Raw genomic sequence first — 17,297 nt, 5'->3', positions numbered from 1 at the left:
TCTGGGTGGTACGTGAGAATAGGGGTCCTGATCGTCACTACGGGAGGACGATCACCTGCCCGGCATAGACCAGGCCTGCCCCGAATCCGATGATCAAGGCGATCTGGCCGCTGTGCGCCTCGCCGGAGGCGAGCAGGGCGTCGATCGCCAACGGGATCGAGGCTGCGGAGGTGTTGCCCTGGTACTCGATGTCCCGGGCGATCACCACCCGTTCGGGCAGTTTCAGGGCGCGGAACATGGCGTCGACGATCCGCAGGTTCGCCTGGTGCGGGGCGAACACGTCGATCTGGTCCGCGGTGACGCCGGCGCGGTCCATCGCCTCGGCGGCCACTTTCGCCATCGTGTACGAGGCCCAGCGGAACACCGGATTGCCGTCCATCCGCAGCGTCGGGAAGTCCTGGTGGTTCGGTCCGGTCTGCCGCGCCGCCTCGTCGAAGGCGGCGGTCTGGGTGATCAGGTCGGCCTGATCACCGTCGGAACCCCAGACCACCGGGCCGATACCGGGCGTCTCGCTCGGGCCGACCACGGCGGCGCCGGCACCGTCGGCGAACAGGAACGCGGTGCCGCGATCATGCTTGTCGGTGAGGTCGCTGAGCCGTTCGACGCCGATCACCAGGACGTGCCGGGCGGTGCCGGTCCTGATCATGGAATCGGCCATCGCGACGCCGTAGCAGAAGCCGGCGCAGGCGGCGGAGATGTCGAACGCCGCGGCGCCCTTAGCACCCAGCTCGGCCGCGATCCGGGTCGCGATCGCCGGTGTGGCGTGGAAGTGGGTGACCGTGGAGATGATCACCGCATCGATCTGACCGGGCTCCAGGTCGATCTTGGACAGGGCCTGCCGGCCGGCCGCGACGGCCATCATCTGGATCGTCTCGTCCGGGCCGGCCCAGCGCCGCTCCTTGATCCCGGAGCGGGTCTGGATCCACTCGTCCGAGGAGTCGATCATGGTGCAGATCTCGGCGTTGGTCACCGACCGGCGGGGTCGATAGCCGCCGACGGCGAGGATCCGCGAGTAGTCGGCGCCCCGGGAGATCTGGAGCGTCGGGCTGCTGGCTGCGTTGTTCATCGGCTGACCTCCCGGCTGGCGTGCTGCTGAACGAAGGCTCGGGCCTCGGCGAGCTGGTCGGGCGTGTTCAGCGCGTACAGCTCGACCCCCTTGAGGTTCCGCTTGGCGATGCCGGTCAGCGTGCCGGCCGGCGGCAGCTCCAGCAGGCCGGTGACGCCGAGGCTCGCCAGCGTCTCCAGGCAGAGGTCCCAGCGGACCGGCGCCGCGACCTGCCGGACCAGCCGGTCCAGCACCTCGCGGCCGTCCGCGACGGCCTGACCGTCGGCGTTGGAGAGCAGCCGGGTGCTCGGATCCTTCGGATCGAGGTCGCGGGCCACGGCGGCGAGCCGGGTCACTGCGGGCTCCATGTGCGTGGTGTGGAAGGCGCCGGCGACGCTGAGCGGGATCAGCCGCGCCCGCGCCGGCGGGTCGGCCGCCAGCGCGGCCAGTTGCTCGACGGTGCCGGCGGCGACGATCTGGCCGGGGCCGTTGTTGTTCGCCGGGGTGAGCCCGTGGCGTTCGATCGCGGCCAGCACCTCGTCCGGCTTGCCGCCGATCACCGCGGTCATCGAGGTCGGCGTCGCCGCGGCGGCCTCGGCCATCGCCCGGCCGCGCTCGGCCACCAGCAGCATCGCCTGCTCGGCCGGGATCACGCCGGCGACGGCGGCCGCGGTGAGTTCGCCGACCGAGTGGCCGGCCACGACGTCCGTCGCGGGTCCGTCGCCGAGCAGCCGTTCGGCCGCCAGCACGCCGGCCGCGACCAGCAGCGGCTGGGCGACCGCGGTGTCGCGGATCGCGTCGGCATCGGCCTCGGTCCCGTAGTGGGCCAGGTCCAGCCCGCCGACCTCGGACAGCCGGGTCAGGTCGCTCGCGTACGCCGAATCCGCGAGCCAGGGGCTCAGGAAGCCGGGGGTCTGGGCGCCCTGTCCGGGCGCGACGATCGCGAGCACGGTCCCAACTCTCTCTCGCCCGGCCGGCGATCGCCGTACCGGGACATCACGAAAGTCCTCTCGGCTGGTTGTGGGAACCCTACAAAGGGGTGAACGGCAGGGTGATCTCCCTCTCACTCGGGCGCGCGAGCCGGCCGGCCACCGAGCGCGGCCTGGACCGCGGCGTCGTCCAGGTCGACCGTGCCGCCGCGGTCGATGTGCCCGCGACGCCAGTCCTGCAACGCCTCGTACGCGGCGTGGTCGAGGTGGTCCACTCCGAGTTCGACCCGGGCCGGGGCTCCGACCGGGACCGATCGGAGCGTCCGGACCAGGGACGCGACGCCGAGGAACACCAGCGAGCCGCCGAGCCGAACAGTCCACACGCCGTCCTGCTCGGACGCGGTGACCGTCGACCGGGCCAGCCGGTGCAGCAGCCGGCCGACCGCGACCAGCAGACCGGCGAGGACCCCCTCGGCCAGGCCGAGACCGGCGACGCCGAGGCCGGTGATCAGATAGACCAGCAGTTCGTCGTGCCGGCGCAGGGTCCGGATGTGGGCCAGCTGGATCAGCTTGACCCCGGTGACCAGCAGCACCCCGGCCAGCGCCGCCATCGGGATCGACTCGAGCAGCGCCCCGGCGGCCAGCACGAAGAGCGCGATCCAGATCCCGTGCAGGATCGCGGCGGCCCGGCTCCGGGCCCCCGCGGCGACGTTGGTCGAGCTGCGCACGATCACGCCGGTCACCGGCATCCCGCCGAGCAGCCCGGAGAGCGCGTTGGCCGCTCCCTGCCCGACCAACTCCCGGTCCAGGTCGGCCCGCGGGCCCCGGTGCAGCTTGTCCACCGCGACCGCCGACAGCAGCGACTCCACGCTGGCGACCAGGGCGATGGTCAGGATCGCGACGCCGATCTGCACCGGGCCGCCGGCCGGCAGCACCGGCGGGATCAGGCTGCGCAGCGGGTCAGCGGGCAGCTGGACCCGGTCGACCGGCAGCGCCAGTACGGCCGCCGCGACGGTCACCACGACGACGGCCACCAGCGGAGCCGGAACGGCCCTGGCCCTGGGCAGCCGCGGCCAGACGAGCAGCAGCGCCACGGTCACCAGACCGATCAGCACCGACGGCGGGTGGTGGCCGACGATCTGGCCGGGCAGCTCGGCGACGTTGTTGATCAAGGAACTCTGTGCCGCGCCGCCGAGCACCACGTGCAGCTGCTGGAAGGCGATGGTCAGGCCGATGCCGGCCAGCATGCCGTGGACGACGGCGGGGGAGAGGGACAGCGCCAGCCGGCCGACCCGGGTCACGCCGAGCAGGATCTGCAGCACCCCGGCCGCACAGGTGATCGCCGCGGTGGCGGGCCAGCCGAACTGATCCACCAGCCCGGCCACGACCACGGTCAGCCCGGCCGCCGGACCGCTGACCTGGAGCACCGATCCGCCCAGGGTGCCGGCCACGACGCCGCCGACGACGGCCGCGACCAGGCCGGCCATCAACGGGGCGCCGGAGGCCGCGGCGATGCCGAGCGACAGCGGGATGGCGATCAGGAAGACCACCAGCGAAGCCGGCAGGTCGTGCCGCAGGACCGACCGGAGTGATCGAGCGCCGGCGGAGGTCTCGTCGGACGCCGTGAGCATCAGTTGATCATGGGGTTCCGCGGGCAGGCAGGGTCGGGCAAGATCATCGGGCCTCCGTCTCCGCAGTCGCTGGCCGGCCCCGAGCCCGGCTTCTGCCCTGACAACTCGGTACCCAGGTGACGAGTTCCCGGAAGATCGGAATTCCGTACGTTCGGTCAGACGATCAAGCGATCAAGATCAGGCGCGCTGCCGTCCGGGTTGCCGAAGGTGATCTTGTTCTCGCCGGCGTCGAGCCGGACCGGGACCTGCAGCGTCTGCGGGGTGTTCCAGTCGTCGTCGTTGCTGCGCGGCGCGTTGATCCAGGTGGTCCGGCCGTTGATCGTGATCTTGGCCTGGCGGGACGCGTCGGCGGCCACGTAGTCGATCGTCAGCAGGTACGTGCCGTCGGCCGGAGCAGTGATCGACGGGAAGGCCATGGTGCCCGACCCGCCGATGTAGCCGGCCTTCCGGCCACCGGAGCAGCCCGAGCAGTCCCAGACCCCGGCCCCGCCGGCGAACTCGTTGCCGGCTGCCTCTGCCTGATAGGTCCGCGGGCCCTCCGGACCGGTGGTGCTGAGCCGGAGCGGCGCGCTGGGCGCGGAGGTGCGGCGGGCGCCGATCGTCCGTACCTCGAACCGGTAGGCCGTCGCGGGATCGAGTCCGGTCACCGTGGCCTGCGGGCGGTCGGTCCGCAGCACCTCGGTGCCGTTCACGGTGACCGCGTACCGGGCCGGCGCACCGCCGTCGGTCGCCGGCTGCCAGGCCAGCGCGACCCGGTCCGGCCCGGTGTCCGTGGCCCGCAACCGGGTGGGGATCGACGGGGCGTCGGCGTACGGGTCGACCGGCCGGACCGTGTAGAGCCGCGAGCCGTGAGCCGGCAGTTCGCCGCCGACCCCGGAGCGCTGGACGCCCAGGTCGCGGCCGGCCCAGACGTCGCGGACCCGGGCCGGGCCGCCGAAGCCGAGCTCGCGCCACGTCGTCGTCACCTCGGCCGCCTCCTCGGCCAGGTTGAACAGCGCCACGGTGTAGCTGCCGTCGTCGTTGCGGGCGGACCAGACCTGCTGCTGCGACGTCTGGTCGAGCGGACGGGCCGGGTTGCCGCGCTGGTTGATCGCGATCACCTCGCGGTTGGTCAGCAGCTGCTTCCCGTACGCGTCCAGCTTGGTCAGGTCGTCGCCGATGTAGAGCGGAGCCGCCGCGATCGACCACAGGGTGGCGTAGCTCTGCCGTTCGGCCTTGGTCAGCCCGTCCATCTCGCCGTTGCCGACGTTCAGCGTGTCGAGGTTGGGCCAGAAGCCCGGCCGGGCGTCGTCCAGCCACTGCACCGAGTCGAACCAGCGCTGGCGTACCGACTGGTTCCACCTGACCAGGGTCTCGCAGTAGCACTCGACGTCGGTGTCCACCCGGACCCCGTTGGACCACTGCTTCCAGTCGTCGGCGTAGCGGTGACTGATCGCCCAGGAGACCAGGAAGGTCATCGGCCGGCCGGTCTTGGCGATCGCCTTCGACCAGGCCTCGATGTCGGCCCGATTGTCGTAGTTCGGGCCGCCCTTGAACGAGCCCGGCCCGACGCCGTCGATCTTGACGAAGTCGACGCCCCAGTCGGCGAACACCTTGACGATGCTGTCCGCATAGGCTTGTCCACAAGGGCTCTCGTAGTTGATCTTGTACGACATGTCCCACCCGTTGGTGGTTCGCAGGTCGTCGTAGACCAGGTCCGCCGTGGTGCAGCCCGGGGCGTCCTTGATCGGCGTCGTGCCGTCGCGGTAGACGTCCTTGCCGAGCCCGACCACCGTGTAGATCCCGAATTTCAGGCCGCGATCATGGAGGTAGTCGCCGAGGGCCTTCATCCCGCTCGGAAAACGATCATGGTTGACCGTCGGCAGCCCGTATTCGTCGCCGCCGGACTGCCAGCCCGCATCGACGTTGATGTATTCGTAGCCGTACTCGGCGAGGTCGGCGGCCATCACGTCGGCCTGTGCCTTGACCCGCTCCTCGGTCAGCCAGCTGCCCTCGCCGTCGGGGTTGACGCCCGGGTACTTGGTCGCCTGCAGGCTCCAGCTGCTCCAGCCCAGGTACGGTTTCGCGGCCGTCACCGGGCGTTCGGCGGGCTGTGGTGCGGGCTCGGCCAGGGCCGGCGTCGAGGTCAGCCCGGCGGCGGTGATCATCAGCGCGAGTCCGGCGGTGGCCCAGCGCCAACGGGGGAATCGGGACCGGCGTACGGAATCGGAATGCGTCATCGCAGTGCCTCCTGAGTCGGTGCTGTGACCGTACCCGGAGTTACTTCACGTCGTCAACTATTTGGGTCGGCCGTTCCGCACCACTGAACGGAGCAGGGCGACCGCGGCGCCGCGGGCCCAGTCGGTGAAGCTGTGCGACCGCGTCTCGATCCGGCACCGGTCGGCCGCACCGAAGACGTGATCATGGAACGCCGCCCGCATCCGGTCCTCGTACAGGTCGAAGTCGGCCACGCCCTCGCCGACCACCTGGATCACCTCGGGGCCGACCAGGTTGACCACGGTGGCCAGCGCCCGCCCGATGGCGGTGCCGGCGCGGGCGAACGCCGCGACGGCCGCCGGGTCGCCGTCGTGGGCGCGGCGCAGCGCCTCGGCCCAGGTCAGTTCCGGAAGCCCGGCCGCGGACCGGACCGCGGCCAGGATCGCCGCGGCGGAGGCGACCGTCTCCAGACAGGCTCGCCGGCCGCAACTGCAGACCAGGCCCTCCTCGCCCAGCGGCAGGTGACCGATCTCGCCGGCCACGCCGAACGCGCCCTCGACCACGTCACCGTTCAGGTGCAGTCCGCAGCCGATCCCGGTGCCGATCGTGATGATCGCGAACGAGGTGGTGTCCACGCCGACGCCGAACCAGTGTTCGGCCATGGTGAGCGCTCGGACGTCGTTCTCGATCACCACCGGCAGTCCGGTCGCCGCACCGAGCCGCGCGGCCAGCGGCAGGTCCCGCCAGCCGAGCCGAGCGGACTCCCTGACCACCCCGCCGCGCCGGTCTACGTCACCCGACACGGCGACCCCGAGCCCGAACAGTCGATCATGGTCGAGACCGGCGGTCAGCTCGTCGATCATGGTCCGCGTCGCGGTGATCACGGAGTCGACGTCGTCGTCAGGCAGCTGGACGCGGGCCTCCCGGCGGACCTCGGCGGTGAGGCCGGTGATCACCCCGATCAGCTCACCCGGATTGATCTTGATCCCGGCGATCAGGCCGGCGTCATCGACCACGGACAAGGGATTCACCGGCCGCCCGGCGGTGCCCGCCTTGGCCGGGACACTGCCGTGCTCGCGTACGTACCCTCCCTCGATCAGCGGCGCGATGGCCTTGGTCACGGCGGCGAACGACAGCCCGGTCGCGCGGGCGATCTCCACCCGCGGCACCGGGCCGCGGGTGATCACGTGGGTGAAGACCTCGATCGCCGCGGGGCTGATCAACGGCAGCACCGGGCGGCCTGCGGGCGACGCCGATCCGGTCGTGGCACACCTCATTTCCGCGGTACGGGATTCGCGCACTCTATCCGGCGGCCTCCGGTTTCCAGGGCAGACCTGGCAGGGTTTCCGGATGGACGGCGAGTTGCACGACCGGGAATGGGGCAGTGGCGATCGAGTCGCGGTGCTGCTGCACGGACTGATGGGCAGTTGGCGGCAGTACCACCGGGTCGGCCCCGCGCTGGCCGAGCTGGGCTACCGGGCGCTGGCCGTCGATCTTCCCGGTCACGGCGGCTCGGCGCCCGATCCCGAGGCGACGTTGGCGAGTTGCGCTCGCCCGAACGGTCCCGGCCGAACCCGCGCTGCTGATCGGGCAGTCGATCGGCGGGGCCGTCGCGGCGCTGTGCCTGGACGCGCTGCGGCCGGCGCGGGCGATCTACGTGGACGCCACGGTCGGGGCACCCGGCGAGGATCCGGTGCTGCCGGACCCGCCCGCGGGGGAGGGACTCGCGACGGAGCGGGCTCGGCTGACCGACGGCTGGGCCCGGAACAAGGCGAACCGGACGCTGGACGGGCTTCGCGAGCGGCGGCCCGACTGGACCGACGCGGACCGCCGGGCCGAGGAGGCGTCGGCTCGTGAGTTCGACGTCCCGACCGGGGTCAGCCTGATCCTGGACTCGCGCAACCGGCCGCCCGGCCGGGTCGTGCCCGGCCGGTCGCTCGTCGTCCTCGCCGACCCGGGCGGCTCGGAGTCCGAGCGCCGCCGCACCAGGGCCGCGGAGCTGGAGGGATCCGGTGTGCGGACCATGATCATCCCGGGCTCCGACCATTCCGTCTGGTACAGCCGGTACGAGCCCTTCATGGCGGCGATCGGAGCCTGGCTCGACGGCTGAGAGCACGCCCGGGTCAGGGCAGCGGGCGCCAGACCCGGTGCGGGCCGACGGCGACGAAGCCGGCGGCTCGGGCGTCGTCGAGGTCCTGGCCGCGTTCGTACCCGACCAAGGGACGGCCCGGGAACAGCCGGCCGGCCATGATCATGATCGCGGTCCAGCCGGACGGCGGCTCGGTCGACCAGACGTTGGAGACGCCGACGACGGAGCCGGTCCGGTGCAGTACGGCGCCGCCGGTGAGCCGCTCACCGGTGCGGCGGGCCAGGATCCGCAGGTCCGGCAGCCGGAGGGCGGGCTCGGTCAGCACGCCGCGATAGTCGTGCAGCTCGCTCCACTCGGCCAGCGCCGGCGCGGAGTCGATCACGGCCCAGTCCTCGGGTACGGGTCCGGCGGACGGTGCCGGCGCGTGGATCCAGGTCGCGTCGAAGAGCACCTCGTACTCGAAGCCGGACAGGTCGAGGTCGGCGTAGTCGTCGGCGACCGAGAGGCCGAACTCCGGCCCGAGGTGTGCGACGACCCATGCCGCGGACAACCCGGGTCGCAAGGTCAGCGCGCCGGAATGCCAGGGCGGCGGCGGGTCGAGAGCGATCCAGAGGCCGTCGTCGATCCGGTGCCGCACCCCGTGCAGCCCGTACGTCAGCTGATACCAGGCCCGGCTGGCCGCGATCGCCGCCGCCCGCCGGGGGTCGAGGCTCACGGCTTCAGCAGCCGGCCGAGGGTCAGGGCCATCCGCAGCGTGTACGCGTCGCGCGGATCGGTCGGCCCATAGCCGGTGACCTCGTGGATCCGCCGCAGCCGATAGCGCACCGTGTTGGCGTGGACGAACAGAGCCCGGGCCGCGGCCTCGACCGAGTTCCCGTGGTCGAGGAACGTGATCAGGGTGTCCAGCAGCCCGCCGCCGGCCGCCGCCAGGGGCAGGTAGATGTCGTGGGCGAGCGCCCGGCGGGCATGCCCGTCGCCGGACAGGGCCCGTTCCGGCAGCAGGTCCTGCGCGCTGACCGGGCGCGGCGCCTCCGGCCACGCGTCCGCGGCGCGGAAACCGGACAGGGCCGCCCGGGTGCTGGCCGGCGCGTCCATCAGGTGCTCGACCGGCGGCCCGACCACGACCGGTCCGGGCCCGAACCGGTCGACGAAGCGCGCCGTCGCGGCGGTGGCCCGGTCCGGCTCGGCCAGTTCCGCGCCGCCGAGGATGATCGCCAGCCGATCGCCCTGGACCGCGCCGAGCATGTCCAGGCCGTCCTTGGTCGCGGCTTGCCGGATCGACTCGATCGCCTGCGCCGGTTCGTGTTCCGGCGCCGGCCCGACGATCACCACGGCCGTCGTCGCCGAGCCCCAGCCGAGCGTCGAGGCCCGGGAGAGTACGGCCTCGTCGGTCTCGCCGCGGAGCACCGCGTCGACCACGAGCGCCTCCAGCCGGGCGTCCCAGGCTCCGCGCAACTCCGCGGCCCGGGCGTAGATCTCGGCCGCGGAGAAGGCGAGCTCGCGGCTGTAGTGCAGGATCGCGGCGTGCAGGATCGGCCGGTCCGCCCGCGGCATCACCTCGTCGATCTGCTGCTCGACCACGTCGATCGTGGTCCGGACCAGCTCCACGGTCTGATACAGCGAGATCTTGCGGGCCAGCTCCCGCGGCGCCGAGCCGAACACGTCCATCGTGCTGGGCCCGGCCGGCTCGGGCTCGCTGAACCAGTGCACGAACCCGTCGATGCCGGCCTGGGCGACCAGGGTGATCCAGGACCGGTGCTTGGCGTCCAGCCGGACGAACCAGCTGTGCCGGGCCTCCATCTCGGCGACCGTGGCCGTCGCCATCGCTCCGGTGACGGCCGACAGCCGGCGACCGATCGCGGCGCGCGTCTTGGCCGAGGGGAGCAGCGACTTGATGATCCCTCGAGTGGTCGCGGCCATGGCCTGAGCCTATTGCACCCGCCGTCGCCGGCCCGCCCTAAGCTTCGGTGAGGGAGAGGAGGCCGCCCGTGAGTGACGTCGAGACCAAGCCGGACGAGTACGCCTGCACGGCGTCCGGGGCCGCCGGGCCGGAGGAGTTGCTGCTGACCGGCCGTACGGTCTGGCTCGGCAAGACCACCCAGGTGGTCCGCGCCCTGCCGGACCGGAACATCCGGATGATCGGCGCCTGGTGCTTCCTTGATCATTACGGGCCGGAGGACGTGTCGAGCGCGCCCGGCATGCGGGTCTGGGCGCATCCGCACACCGGGCTGCAGACGGTGACCTGGCTGCTCGAGGGCGAGATCGACCACGCCGACAGCCTGGGCAGCCGCGCCCGCGTCCGGCCCGGCGAACTGCACCTGATGACGGCCGGCCGCGGCATCGTGCACAGTGAGCTGTCGCCGGAGGACAAGCCGCCGACCATGCACGGGCTGCAGCTCTGGCTGGCGCTGCCCGAGTCGGACCGCTTCACGGCACCGACCTTCGTCTCGCACCGGGAGTTGCCCGAGCTGGCCGGCGACGGCGTGGCCGGGATCGTGCTGCTCGGTGCCGTCGGCGAGGTACGGTCTCCGGCGCACACGTACACGGCCTTGCTGGCGGTCGATCTGGAGCTGCAGCCGGGCGCCGAGGTCACCCTGCCGCTGCGGCCGGGCCACGAGCACGGCGTCTTCGTGATCACCGGGACGGTCGAGGTCGCCGGCCGCGGCGTCGACCATGATCAACTCCTCTACCTCGGCACCGGGCGGGACACGCTGACGCTGCGCAGCGAGGCCGGCGGCCGGGTGCTGCTGCTCGGCGGCGAGCCGTTCGCCGAGGAGCTCGTCATGTGGTGGAACTTCGTCGGTCGCAGTCACGACGAGGTGGCCGGCTACCGGCGGGAGTGGCTGGACCGGGCCGACCGGTTCCCGCCCGTCGTGGACCGCTCCGAACGCGTGATGGAGGCGCCTGAGATGCCGACGGTACGGCTTCGCCCGCGTCCCCGCCGCAGCCCCGATGACCGAAAGGATCCGTGATCATGAACCCCGTCGTCGCGTTGCGCGAGATCGGCTTCCTGCTGGAGCGGAGCCGGGCCGACACGCACCGGGTGAAGGCGTACCGGAGGGCCGCCGACGCGGTCGACCAGCTGTCCGAGGCGGAGCGGCAAGATCATCAGGACCGGGGCAGCTGGGGCAAGCTCACCGGCATCGGCCCGAAGACCGCAGCGGTGATCGGCCAGGCGATGGCCGGCGCCGTACCCGATTATCTGCAGCAGTTGCGGGACGCGAAGGCCCCGTTGACCACCGGCGGTGATCAACTCCGGGCGAGGATCCTGGGCGACCTGCACTGCCACTCGGACTGGTCCGACGGCGGCAGCCCGCTGGACGAGACCATGATCACGGCGCGGACGCTCGGCCACGAGTACTGCGCGATCACCGACCACTCGCCGCGGCTCACGGTGGCCCGCGGGCTGACCACCGAGCGGCGCCGGCAGCAGCTGGCGGTGATCGACGACCTCAACGAGGCGCTGGCGCCGTTCCGGATCCTCAAGGGGATCGAGGTCGACATCCTCGACGACGGGTCGCTGGACGCCGAGGACGAGTTGCTCGCCGACCTGGAGGTGGTCGTCGCGAGCGTGCATTCGAAGCTGCGGATGGATTCCGAGTCGATGACGCACCGGATGGTGACCGCGATCGCCAACCCGCGCACCAACATCCTCGGCCACTGCACCGGCCGGCTGATCGAGGGCGACCGCGGCACCCGACCGGAGTCCACGTTCGACGCCGAGGTCGTCTTCGAAGCGTGCCGGGCGTTCGGCGTCGCGGTGGAGATCAACTCGCGGCCGGAGCGCCGGGACCCGCCGACCCGGCTGCTGCAGCTGGCGGTCGAGATGGACTGCCTGTTCTCGATCGACACCGACGCGCATGCGCCCGGCCAGCTGGATTTCCTGGCGTACGGGTGCGAACGGGCCGAGGCGGCCGGCATCGACCCGGACCGGGTGATCAACACCTGGCCGGTGCAGCGACTGCTGGACTGGTGCGCGAGCCGCTCCGCCCGGTCGATAGGGTCGTGACGTGAACGATCCCGATCTTGCCGCCGACCTGGTCCGAGACGCGGGCACGCTGGCAGCGGCGATGCTGGCGGACGGCCTGGAGACCCACTACAAGACGTCGATCTCCGATGTCGTCTCGGCCGCCGATCACGCGGCCGAGGAGCGGGTGGTGAGCCGACTGCTGGAGCACCGGCCGGACGACGGCGTGGTCGGCGAGGAGGGCGCCAGCCGGCCCGGTGCCCGGACCTGGTACATCGACCCGGTCGACGGTACGTACAACTTCCTCACTCAGGTCCCGTATTGGTGCTCGGCGATCGGCCTGATCGGCGAGCAGGGGCCGATCGTCGGCGCGGTCTACTACCCGGCCCGCGACGAGCTCTGGGTCGGTGGCCCGGACCGGCCGACGACCCGCAACGCGAAGCCGCTCGTCGGCCTGGCGGACCAGCCGCTGGACCGGGTCTCGGTCTGTACCTACCTGCATCCCGACAAGTTCGCCGACGATGATCATTTCCAGCCGTGGCGGGCCGTGGTGGCCGCGACCGCGACGGTACGCATGCTCGGCTCGGCCTCGATCGACCTGGCCGGCGTGGCCAGCGGCTGGTCCGGCCTGTTCCTGCAGAAGAACCTGAACCTCTGGGACTGGCTGCCCGGCGCGGCCCTGGTCCTGGGCGCCGGCGGCGCCGCCGAGATCGTCGAGCACCGCGGCCAGGGCTGGAACCTGGCCGGCTCCCGGCAGGCCGTCGCCGAGGCCAAGGCCCTGATCCTGGCCAGCTGACCCGACGGCCCAGTCACGGCAGCCCACCACCCACGGGAAACTGGCGCTTTACCAGAGATGCTTCCCTGGCAAAGTGCCAGTTTTTCACGTTAACGTGAAAAACTGCGGGGGCGAGTTCAGCGGGCGGTGCGGGCGATCGACAGGGCGGACTCGCCGTGGATCTCGACCTCGATGCCGTCGGCCTCGACGATGTCCAGCGCCTGGCGGACCAGGCGGACCTGGTCGCCGGAGCGGTGCAGGTCGACGTCGAAGCCGCGCACCTGCTGGTCGAACCTCGTGTCGGTGGACCAGTAGCGCAGGCCGACGCCGTACAGGTCGATCCGGCGGACGCCGCACCAGCGCAGGATCTGCAGGGCGCCGAAGACCACGTTGTAGCCGTGGCCGAGGCCGATCCGCGGCTCCCGGGAGAACGTCTCGTAGTCGAGCATCCGGATCGGGATCAGGCGGTCGTCGACGATGCCGGCCTGGTGCGCGATGTCGGCGTTGGCGGCGAAGAACCGGGTCCGGTCCAGGTACGGCAGCAGGGCCTGCGGCTTGGTCGCGATGAACCGCTCGTCCTGCACCCAGTACAGATCGGCCATCGCGTCCTGCTCGGCCATCAGCTTCAGGCCGGCGTTGACGGTGACCACGCGCACCGACGGCCGCGGCCGCCACAGCGTCGCCGTGGGGCCGTTGCCGACCAGGTCGACCGACGTACCGGAAAGATGATCACGCAACCGCGTCAGCGCGTTCGCCATGCCCCGCCTTCCCGGACCGGTAGATCTCGTCGTAGAGGCCGACCACGCGTTCGGCCGACATGACCCGCCAGTAGTAGTCGTGCGAAGCGTCCATCCAGTCGGCCAGCAGCCGCCGGTCCGAGGCGAGCCGGCCCAGCTGCTCGGCGAAGCCGTCCAGATCGGTGCGCAGGAACGGCGGCGGTTCGTTGGTACGGAAGCCCATCGCGAACGCGGCCAGGGAGAGTTCGTCGGCGCCGTTGACGACCACGTTGCCGGCCGCCATGCCCTCGTAGGAGACCAGGTGGAAGCCGCCGGTGAGGACCTCGTCGATGCTCACGTCGGCCACCGACCGGGTCGCCGACAGCCGTTCCGGCGACACGTCGGTGACCTTGATCAACTCGAACCGCCGGTTGTCGCCCAGCTGCTTCAACTGGGCGTCGAACGCGGGCGAGGACTTGCTGCTCCAGCGGGCCCGCGACGGGGTGGACGGCGAGAACACCACCCGGACCGGGCCGTCGAAGCGCGGCCGGGATCGCAGCCGCGGCGTCAACCAGTCCCGGTACAGGCAGTTCGGCACCGGGGTCATCGTCGGGAAGAGCCGCGGATGGACCTGGGAAACGGCCAGCCGGGCGTCCCATTCCAATCCGACGGCGTCGGAGAGATCACGATAAATGGGGCGTTCCCGGGTCGGGGAATGCACCTGATAGATCAAGGTCCGTTCGTTGATTCCGTCGACTTCGGCGAGCCAGGACAAGGCGAACGGCGCGACGAGATTATGGACGTGAATGACGTCGGCCTCGGCAATATGCCGGCGTACGAGTTCTGCGTCCAAGGCATTCGGCCGGACCGGAATAGTGTTGATCGACATCAAGTCCCGGAAATGCCCGTGGTCACCGGTTCGGAAATGCACCGCGTCATAGCCGTACAACTGATTCTGGGCACGGGCCAGCATGCCGGGCGCGCCGGCGAGGGCGGACCCGGACAGGTGGACGATCTTGGTCGGCGCGGTCATCGTCCGCTCCAGCCGGGCTGGGCGGTGAACTGGCCGGACAGGACCCGCATCCGGGCGCCGCGTGAGATCAGCCGCTGCAGCAGCACGTCCGCTCGGTCGCCGCGGATCAGCGACTCGTGGCTGTAGAGGAAGCGGGAGTGCACCGCGACCAGCTGGGAGCGGTCGATCAGGGCGGTCAGGTAGTCGGCGAACGTGGGCAGCGTGCTGGCGTCGACGGCGCCGTCCTCGATCACGCAGACGATGTCGGTCTCGTGATCGACGGCCTCGGGAAGATCATCGATCCGGCCCTTCACTGCGAAGTGGTAGCCCGGCGGCCGCTCCACCGACCCGCTGACCAGGGCCTTCACCTGGGCGAGGGCGTCGTCGAACTTGGAAAACCTTGTCAGGAAGGGAATCCCGAGATCCTGGTACGGCTTCGGGTCGACCGTGTCCGCGAGCAGCAGCGCGTCCGCGTCGGCGAACGTCGACGGCTGGAACGGGCTGGGCCGGGTCAGCAGGACCACGGTCCGGGTCCGGCTCCAGGTCGTCGCGATCGACATCGCCGTGCGGGTCGGCGGGTCGACGACGACGAGCAGGTTGCGCTGCTCGGTGAACTGGTCCGAGGTCGGCGCCGTCCGGGTCCGGCCCAGCAGGGTGAGCAGGTCGTGCGCCGAGGTCAGTTCCGGATTGAGCTCGTCGATCAGGCAGACCAGGTCGCGATTGGCCGACGGGAAGACGCGGTCGCCCAGCATGTTGGCCAGCGAGGTCGCGGCCGGGTCGTGGTTCACCCGCCAGACGGCGATGTGGTCCCATCGAGCGATGCGCAGCGGATCGGCCCAGACGACGCCGCGCAACGCGCCGAAGAACGCGGGCGATCCGGGTTCGATGTCGAGCTTGGAATTGACCCGGACCTTGAGCGCGATCGGGACCTGGGCACCGCCGCGTTCGATCGGATGTCGGACCACGCTGTACCGCAATGCCTGGAAGTACCGATTGTTCCGGATGAGTTCGTTCTTCGTCAGCTTACGCACCACGGAGTTGCGTGCCAGCCGGCGGACCAGGTGTGCCACGGGCATGACCGTAGCAGCCCTCGGATCGGCGTCCGATCTCGATTCCGGCTCGGTGCTTGTTCGTCAACTCGGCAATATTCTCCGGTTACCTGATGTTCATCATCGCCTCGAAACCTGCTCCTGGGAGTTCCCCAGACCGACGAGAGTCTCGAGCTACGGGGGTAGCGATGGTCTCGACGCTCGACGACCGCGGCGCCCGGCTGCTGGGTGCGGCCGAGCCCGCCCGGCTGATCCGGTTCGTGACGCCGGTCGTGGTGATCATCGCGGCCGGTTGTGCCGCGCTGCTGCCGCTGAACGGCGACGTCCGGTTCCAGGCCGGGGTCGAGCAGACCTCGCCGGTGCCCGTGGCGGAGACGTTCACCCATCGGCCGCTGCCGTACCGGCTGATCATGGCCGCCGCGTTCGCCCCGGCCCGGCTGCTCGGCGAGAGCAGCCGCCGGTTCGAGTTCGCGCTGCAGGTCTCTGCGCTGCTGCTCTGCTGCCTCGCCGGGCTGCTGCTGTTCCGCGCCCTGCGGGACCGGGGTCTGTCGGCCGGGACGGCGCAGCCGCTGGCCCTCGCCGTCGCCGCGGCCACCGGGCTGCAGGGCGCGGTCGCGGTGTGGGAACCGGACTGGCTCGCCCTGGTGCTGACCGTCCTGGGGGTGGCGGTCGGCCTGCTCGGCCGCGACGACGGCCGGTTCTGGTGGGCGGCCGCGACCGGTGCGGGGGTGCTGCTCGCCGCGGCGGCCTCGATCAAGATCGTCACCTTGCCGACCGCGCTGATCGGGCTGGTCGTGCTCGCCGTGCTGGTGCGGCGACGGGCCGCTCTGGCCGCCGCGGTCGCGACGGTCGCCGGGCTCGCCTGGGTCGGGCTGATCGTCCGGTTCTGGCCGCGCGAACTGCGCTGGCTGATGGAGCTGTCCGCGCTGCAGCCGCCGAACACGGAGCCGGTCTGGCGGACCGCGCTCGGCCTGGGCAGCGCCCTGCTGGCCTGGCCGGTGATGATCATGCTGCCCGCGGCGCTGGGCGTCCTGCTCGCGGGCCGGACCTCACGAACACGGGTACGGCTGGGCGTGCTGGCCGCCCTGATCCTGCTGCTGGCGTTGCTGCCCGCCGTCGTGCAGCAGCAGTTCTTCGTCTACCACTTCGTGGCGTTCCCGGTGATCGCGGCCGCCCTGCTGGTGCTCGCGGTACGGCGAGCCGCGCCGACCACGGCAGTCCGGTTGTTGATCATCACCGCAGTCGCCGCGCTGGCCGCGGCGGTGGCGGTCCGGCTGCCGGCGTCGGTCCGGGTCGACCAGCCGGCCGCGGTGCTGGTCGGGCTCGGCCTCGCCATGGTGCTCGGGGTGGTGCTGACGCTGCGCGGGGATCCGCCGACCGGATCGCGGCCCGCCGCCGCGGCAGCGGTCTGCTGTGCGACCATGATCAGCATCGTGGCCCCGGGCCCGACCGGCACCACGCCGCTGACCGAGGTGCCGCAGACCGGGCTGATCAACATCTATTCCGCCGAGGCGACCGAGCGTCGGCAGCACACCGGCCGCGAGGTGCGCCGGCTGATCGGGGCCGACACCCCGGTGATCTACCTGGCCTTCGGCGACGTCAACTACTTCGTCCGGAACCCGTCCCCGTGTCGCTATCCCGCGGCGGTCTGGCTGCAGCGGGCCCGGCACAACCCGGCGGTGCTGACCACCACCGGGTACGCCGAGAACCTCGCCTGCCTTGACGATCCGGCCGCGCGCTACCTGCTGATCGACGGCAGCTGGTTCCAGCTGCCGCGGCAGCCGGAACCCCTGCGCCGGGCGATCACGGACCGGTACGCCTGCGAGGACGCGCCGGAGATCGACGGCCTGCTGATCTGCCCCCGCCGCTGACCCGCCCCGCACCGCCG

The 17,297-nt window shown here is 71.6% G+C and carries 15 protein-coding genes and 1 pseudogene; 6 read left to right on the top strand and 10 right to left on the bottom strand.

The window, feature by feature from the left end; translation table 11 throughout:
* Positions 1 to 37 precede the first annotated feature (37 nt).
* From AC6CCG_RS30165 to AC6CCG_RS30145, 5 genes are all read right to left on the bottom strand, one after another.
* Complete coding sequence (locus tag AC6CCG_RS30165) at positions 38 to 1,066, bottom strand: beta-ketoacyl-ACP synthase III (RefSeq protein WP_496658500.1); 1,029 nt, start codon at positions 1,064 to 1,066, stop codon at positions 38 to 40.
* Positions 1,063 to 1,995, bottom strand: coding sequence for an ACP S-malonyltransferase (locus tag AC6CCG_RS30160; RefSeq protein ID WP_496658499.1), 933 nt, complete (start codon positions 1,993 to 1,995; stop codon positions 1,063 to 1,065). Before AC6CCG_RS30160 ends, AC6CCG_RS30165 begins: the two co-directional genes overlap by 4 nt.
* A gap of 113 nt (positions 1,996 to 2,108) precedes the next feature.
* Positions 2,109 to 3,605, bottom strand: coding sequence for a SulP family inorganic anion transporter (locus AC6CCG_RS30155; RefSeq protein ID WP_496658498.1), 1,497 nt, complete (start codon positions 3,603 to 3,605; stop codon positions 2,109 to 2,111).
* 155 nt (positions 3,606 to 3,760) lie between these two features.
* A complete protein-coding gene (locus AC6CCG_RS30150) occupies positions 3,761 to 5,824 on the bottom strand; it encodes a fibronectin type III domain-containing protein (protein ID WP_496658497.1) in 2,064 nt (687 codons plus the stop codon).
* A gap of 57 nt (positions 5,825 to 5,881) precedes the next feature.
* A complete protein-coding gene (locus tag AC6CCG_RS30145; protein WP_496658496.1) occupies positions 5,882 to 7,033 on the bottom strand; it encodes an ROK family protein in 1,152 nt (383 codons plus the stop codon).
* A 118-nt stretch (positions 7,034 to 7,151) separates the two neighbouring features.
* On the opposite strand from AC6CCG_RS30145, the pseudogene AC6CCG_RS30140 reads away from it, so the two are divergent.
* Together AC6CCG_RS30140 and AC6CCG_RS30135 are read left to right on the top strand one after the other, a co-directional pair.
* Positions 7,152 to 7,319: pseudogene (locus tag AC6CCG_RS30140) on the top strand (alpha/beta fold hydrolase); the annotation flags it as partial.
* Positions 7,320 to 7,458: 139 nt separating this feature from the next.
* Positions 7,459 to 7,911 carry a hypothetical protein gene (locus AC6CCG_RS30135; RefSeq protein WP_496658583.1) on the top strand — a complete coding sequence of 151 codons (453 nt, stop codon included), beginning with the start codon at positions 7,459 to 7,461 and terminating at the stop codon, positions 7,909 to 7,911.
* Positions 7,912 to 7,924: 13 nt separating this feature from the next.
* Here the strand turns inward: AC6CCG_RS30135 and AC6CCG_RS30130 are convergent, their stop codons facing one another.
* A complete protein-coding gene (locus tag AC6CCG_RS30130; RefSeq protein WP_496658495.1) occupies positions 7,925 to 8,605 on the bottom strand; it encodes a hypothetical protein in 681 nt (226 codons plus the stop codon).
* Positions 8,602 to 9,810: a PucR family transcriptional regulator gene (locus AC6CCG_RS30125; protein WP_496658494.1), complete on the bottom strand. Its 1,209-nt coding sequence runs from the start codon at positions 9,808 to 9,810 to the stop codon at positions 8,602 to 8,604. Before AC6CCG_RS30125 ends, AC6CCG_RS30130 begins: the two co-directional genes overlap by 4 nt.
* A gap of 68 nt (positions 9,811 to 9,878) precedes the next feature.
* Here AC6CCG_RS30125 and AC6CCG_RS30120 point away from each other — a divergent pair, with 68 nt between their 5' ends.
* From AC6CCG_RS30120 to AC6CCG_RS30110, 3 genes are read left to right on the top strand one after another with little or no spacing between them, the layout of a single operon-like run.
* A complete protein-coding gene (locus AC6CCG_RS30120; RefSeq protein WP_496658493.1) occupies positions 9,879 to 10,862 on the top strand; it encodes a pirin family protein in 984 nt (327 codons plus the stop codon).
* A 2-nt stretch (positions 10,863 to 10,864) separates the two neighbouring features.
* Positions 10,865 to 11,899: a PHP domain-containing protein gene (locus tag AC6CCG_RS30115; RefSeq protein ID WP_496658492.1), complete on the top strand. Its 1,035-nt coding sequence runs from the start codon at positions 10,865 to 10,867 to the stop codon at positions 11,897 to 11,899.
* Between the two features lies 1 nt (position 11,900).
* Positions 11,901 to 12,653 (top strand): inositol monophosphatase family protein, encoded by a 753-nt coding sequence (locus AC6CCG_RS30110; RefSeq protein ID WP_496658491.1) that lies wholly within the window; start codon positions 11,901 to 11,903, stop codon positions 12,651 to 12,653.
* A gap of 116 nt (positions 12,654 to 12,769) precedes the next feature.
* Here AC6CCG_RS30110 and AC6CCG_RS30105 read toward each other — a convergent pair whose 3' ends face one another.
* Genes AC6CCG_RS30105 through AC6CCG_RS30095 form a run of 3 tightly spaced genes read right to left on the bottom strand, consistent with a single transcriptional unit; the run spans position 12,770 to position 15,430 of the window.
* Positions 12,770 to 13,390 (bottom strand): hypothetical protein, encoded by a 621-nt coding sequence (locus tag AC6CCG_RS30105; RefSeq protein ID WP_496658490.1) that lies wholly within the window; start codon positions 13,388 to 13,390, stop codon positions 12,770 to 12,772.
* Positions 13,362 to 14,381 carry a glycosyltransferase family protein gene (locus AC6CCG_RS30100; RefSeq protein WP_496658489.1) on the bottom strand — a complete coding sequence of 340 codons (1,020 nt, stop codon included), beginning with the start codon at positions 14,379 to 14,381 and terminating at the stop codon, positions 13,362 to 13,364. The genes AC6CCG_RS30105 and AC6CCG_RS30100 overlap by 29 nt, the downstream gene beginning before the upstream one ends.
* Positions 14,378 to 15,430 carry a hypothetical protein gene (locus tag AC6CCG_RS30095; protein WP_496658488.1) on the bottom strand — a complete coding sequence of 351 codons (1,053 nt, stop codon included), beginning with the start codon at positions 15,428 to 15,430 and terminating at the stop codon, positions 14,378 to 14,380. Before AC6CCG_RS30095 ends, AC6CCG_RS30100 begins: the two co-directional genes overlap by 4 nt.
* Positions 15,431 to 15,597: 167 nt before the next feature.
* Here AC6CCG_RS30095 and AC6CCG_RS30090 point away from each other — a divergent pair, with 167 nt between their 5' ends.
* Positions 15,598 to 17,280: a hypothetical protein gene (locus AC6CCG_RS30090; RefSeq protein ID WP_496658487.1), complete on the top strand. Its 1,683-nt coding sequence runs from the start codon at positions 15,598 to 15,600 to the stop codon at positions 17,278 to 17,280.
* The last annotated feature ends 17 nt before the right edge of the window (positions 17,281 to 17,297 follow it).

The organism is Microlunatus sp. YIM B11417, from assembly GCF_059617205.1.
The sequence above is the reverse complement of the archived record's forward strand: the minus strand, read 5'-3'. Positions and strand labels throughout refer to the sequence as shown.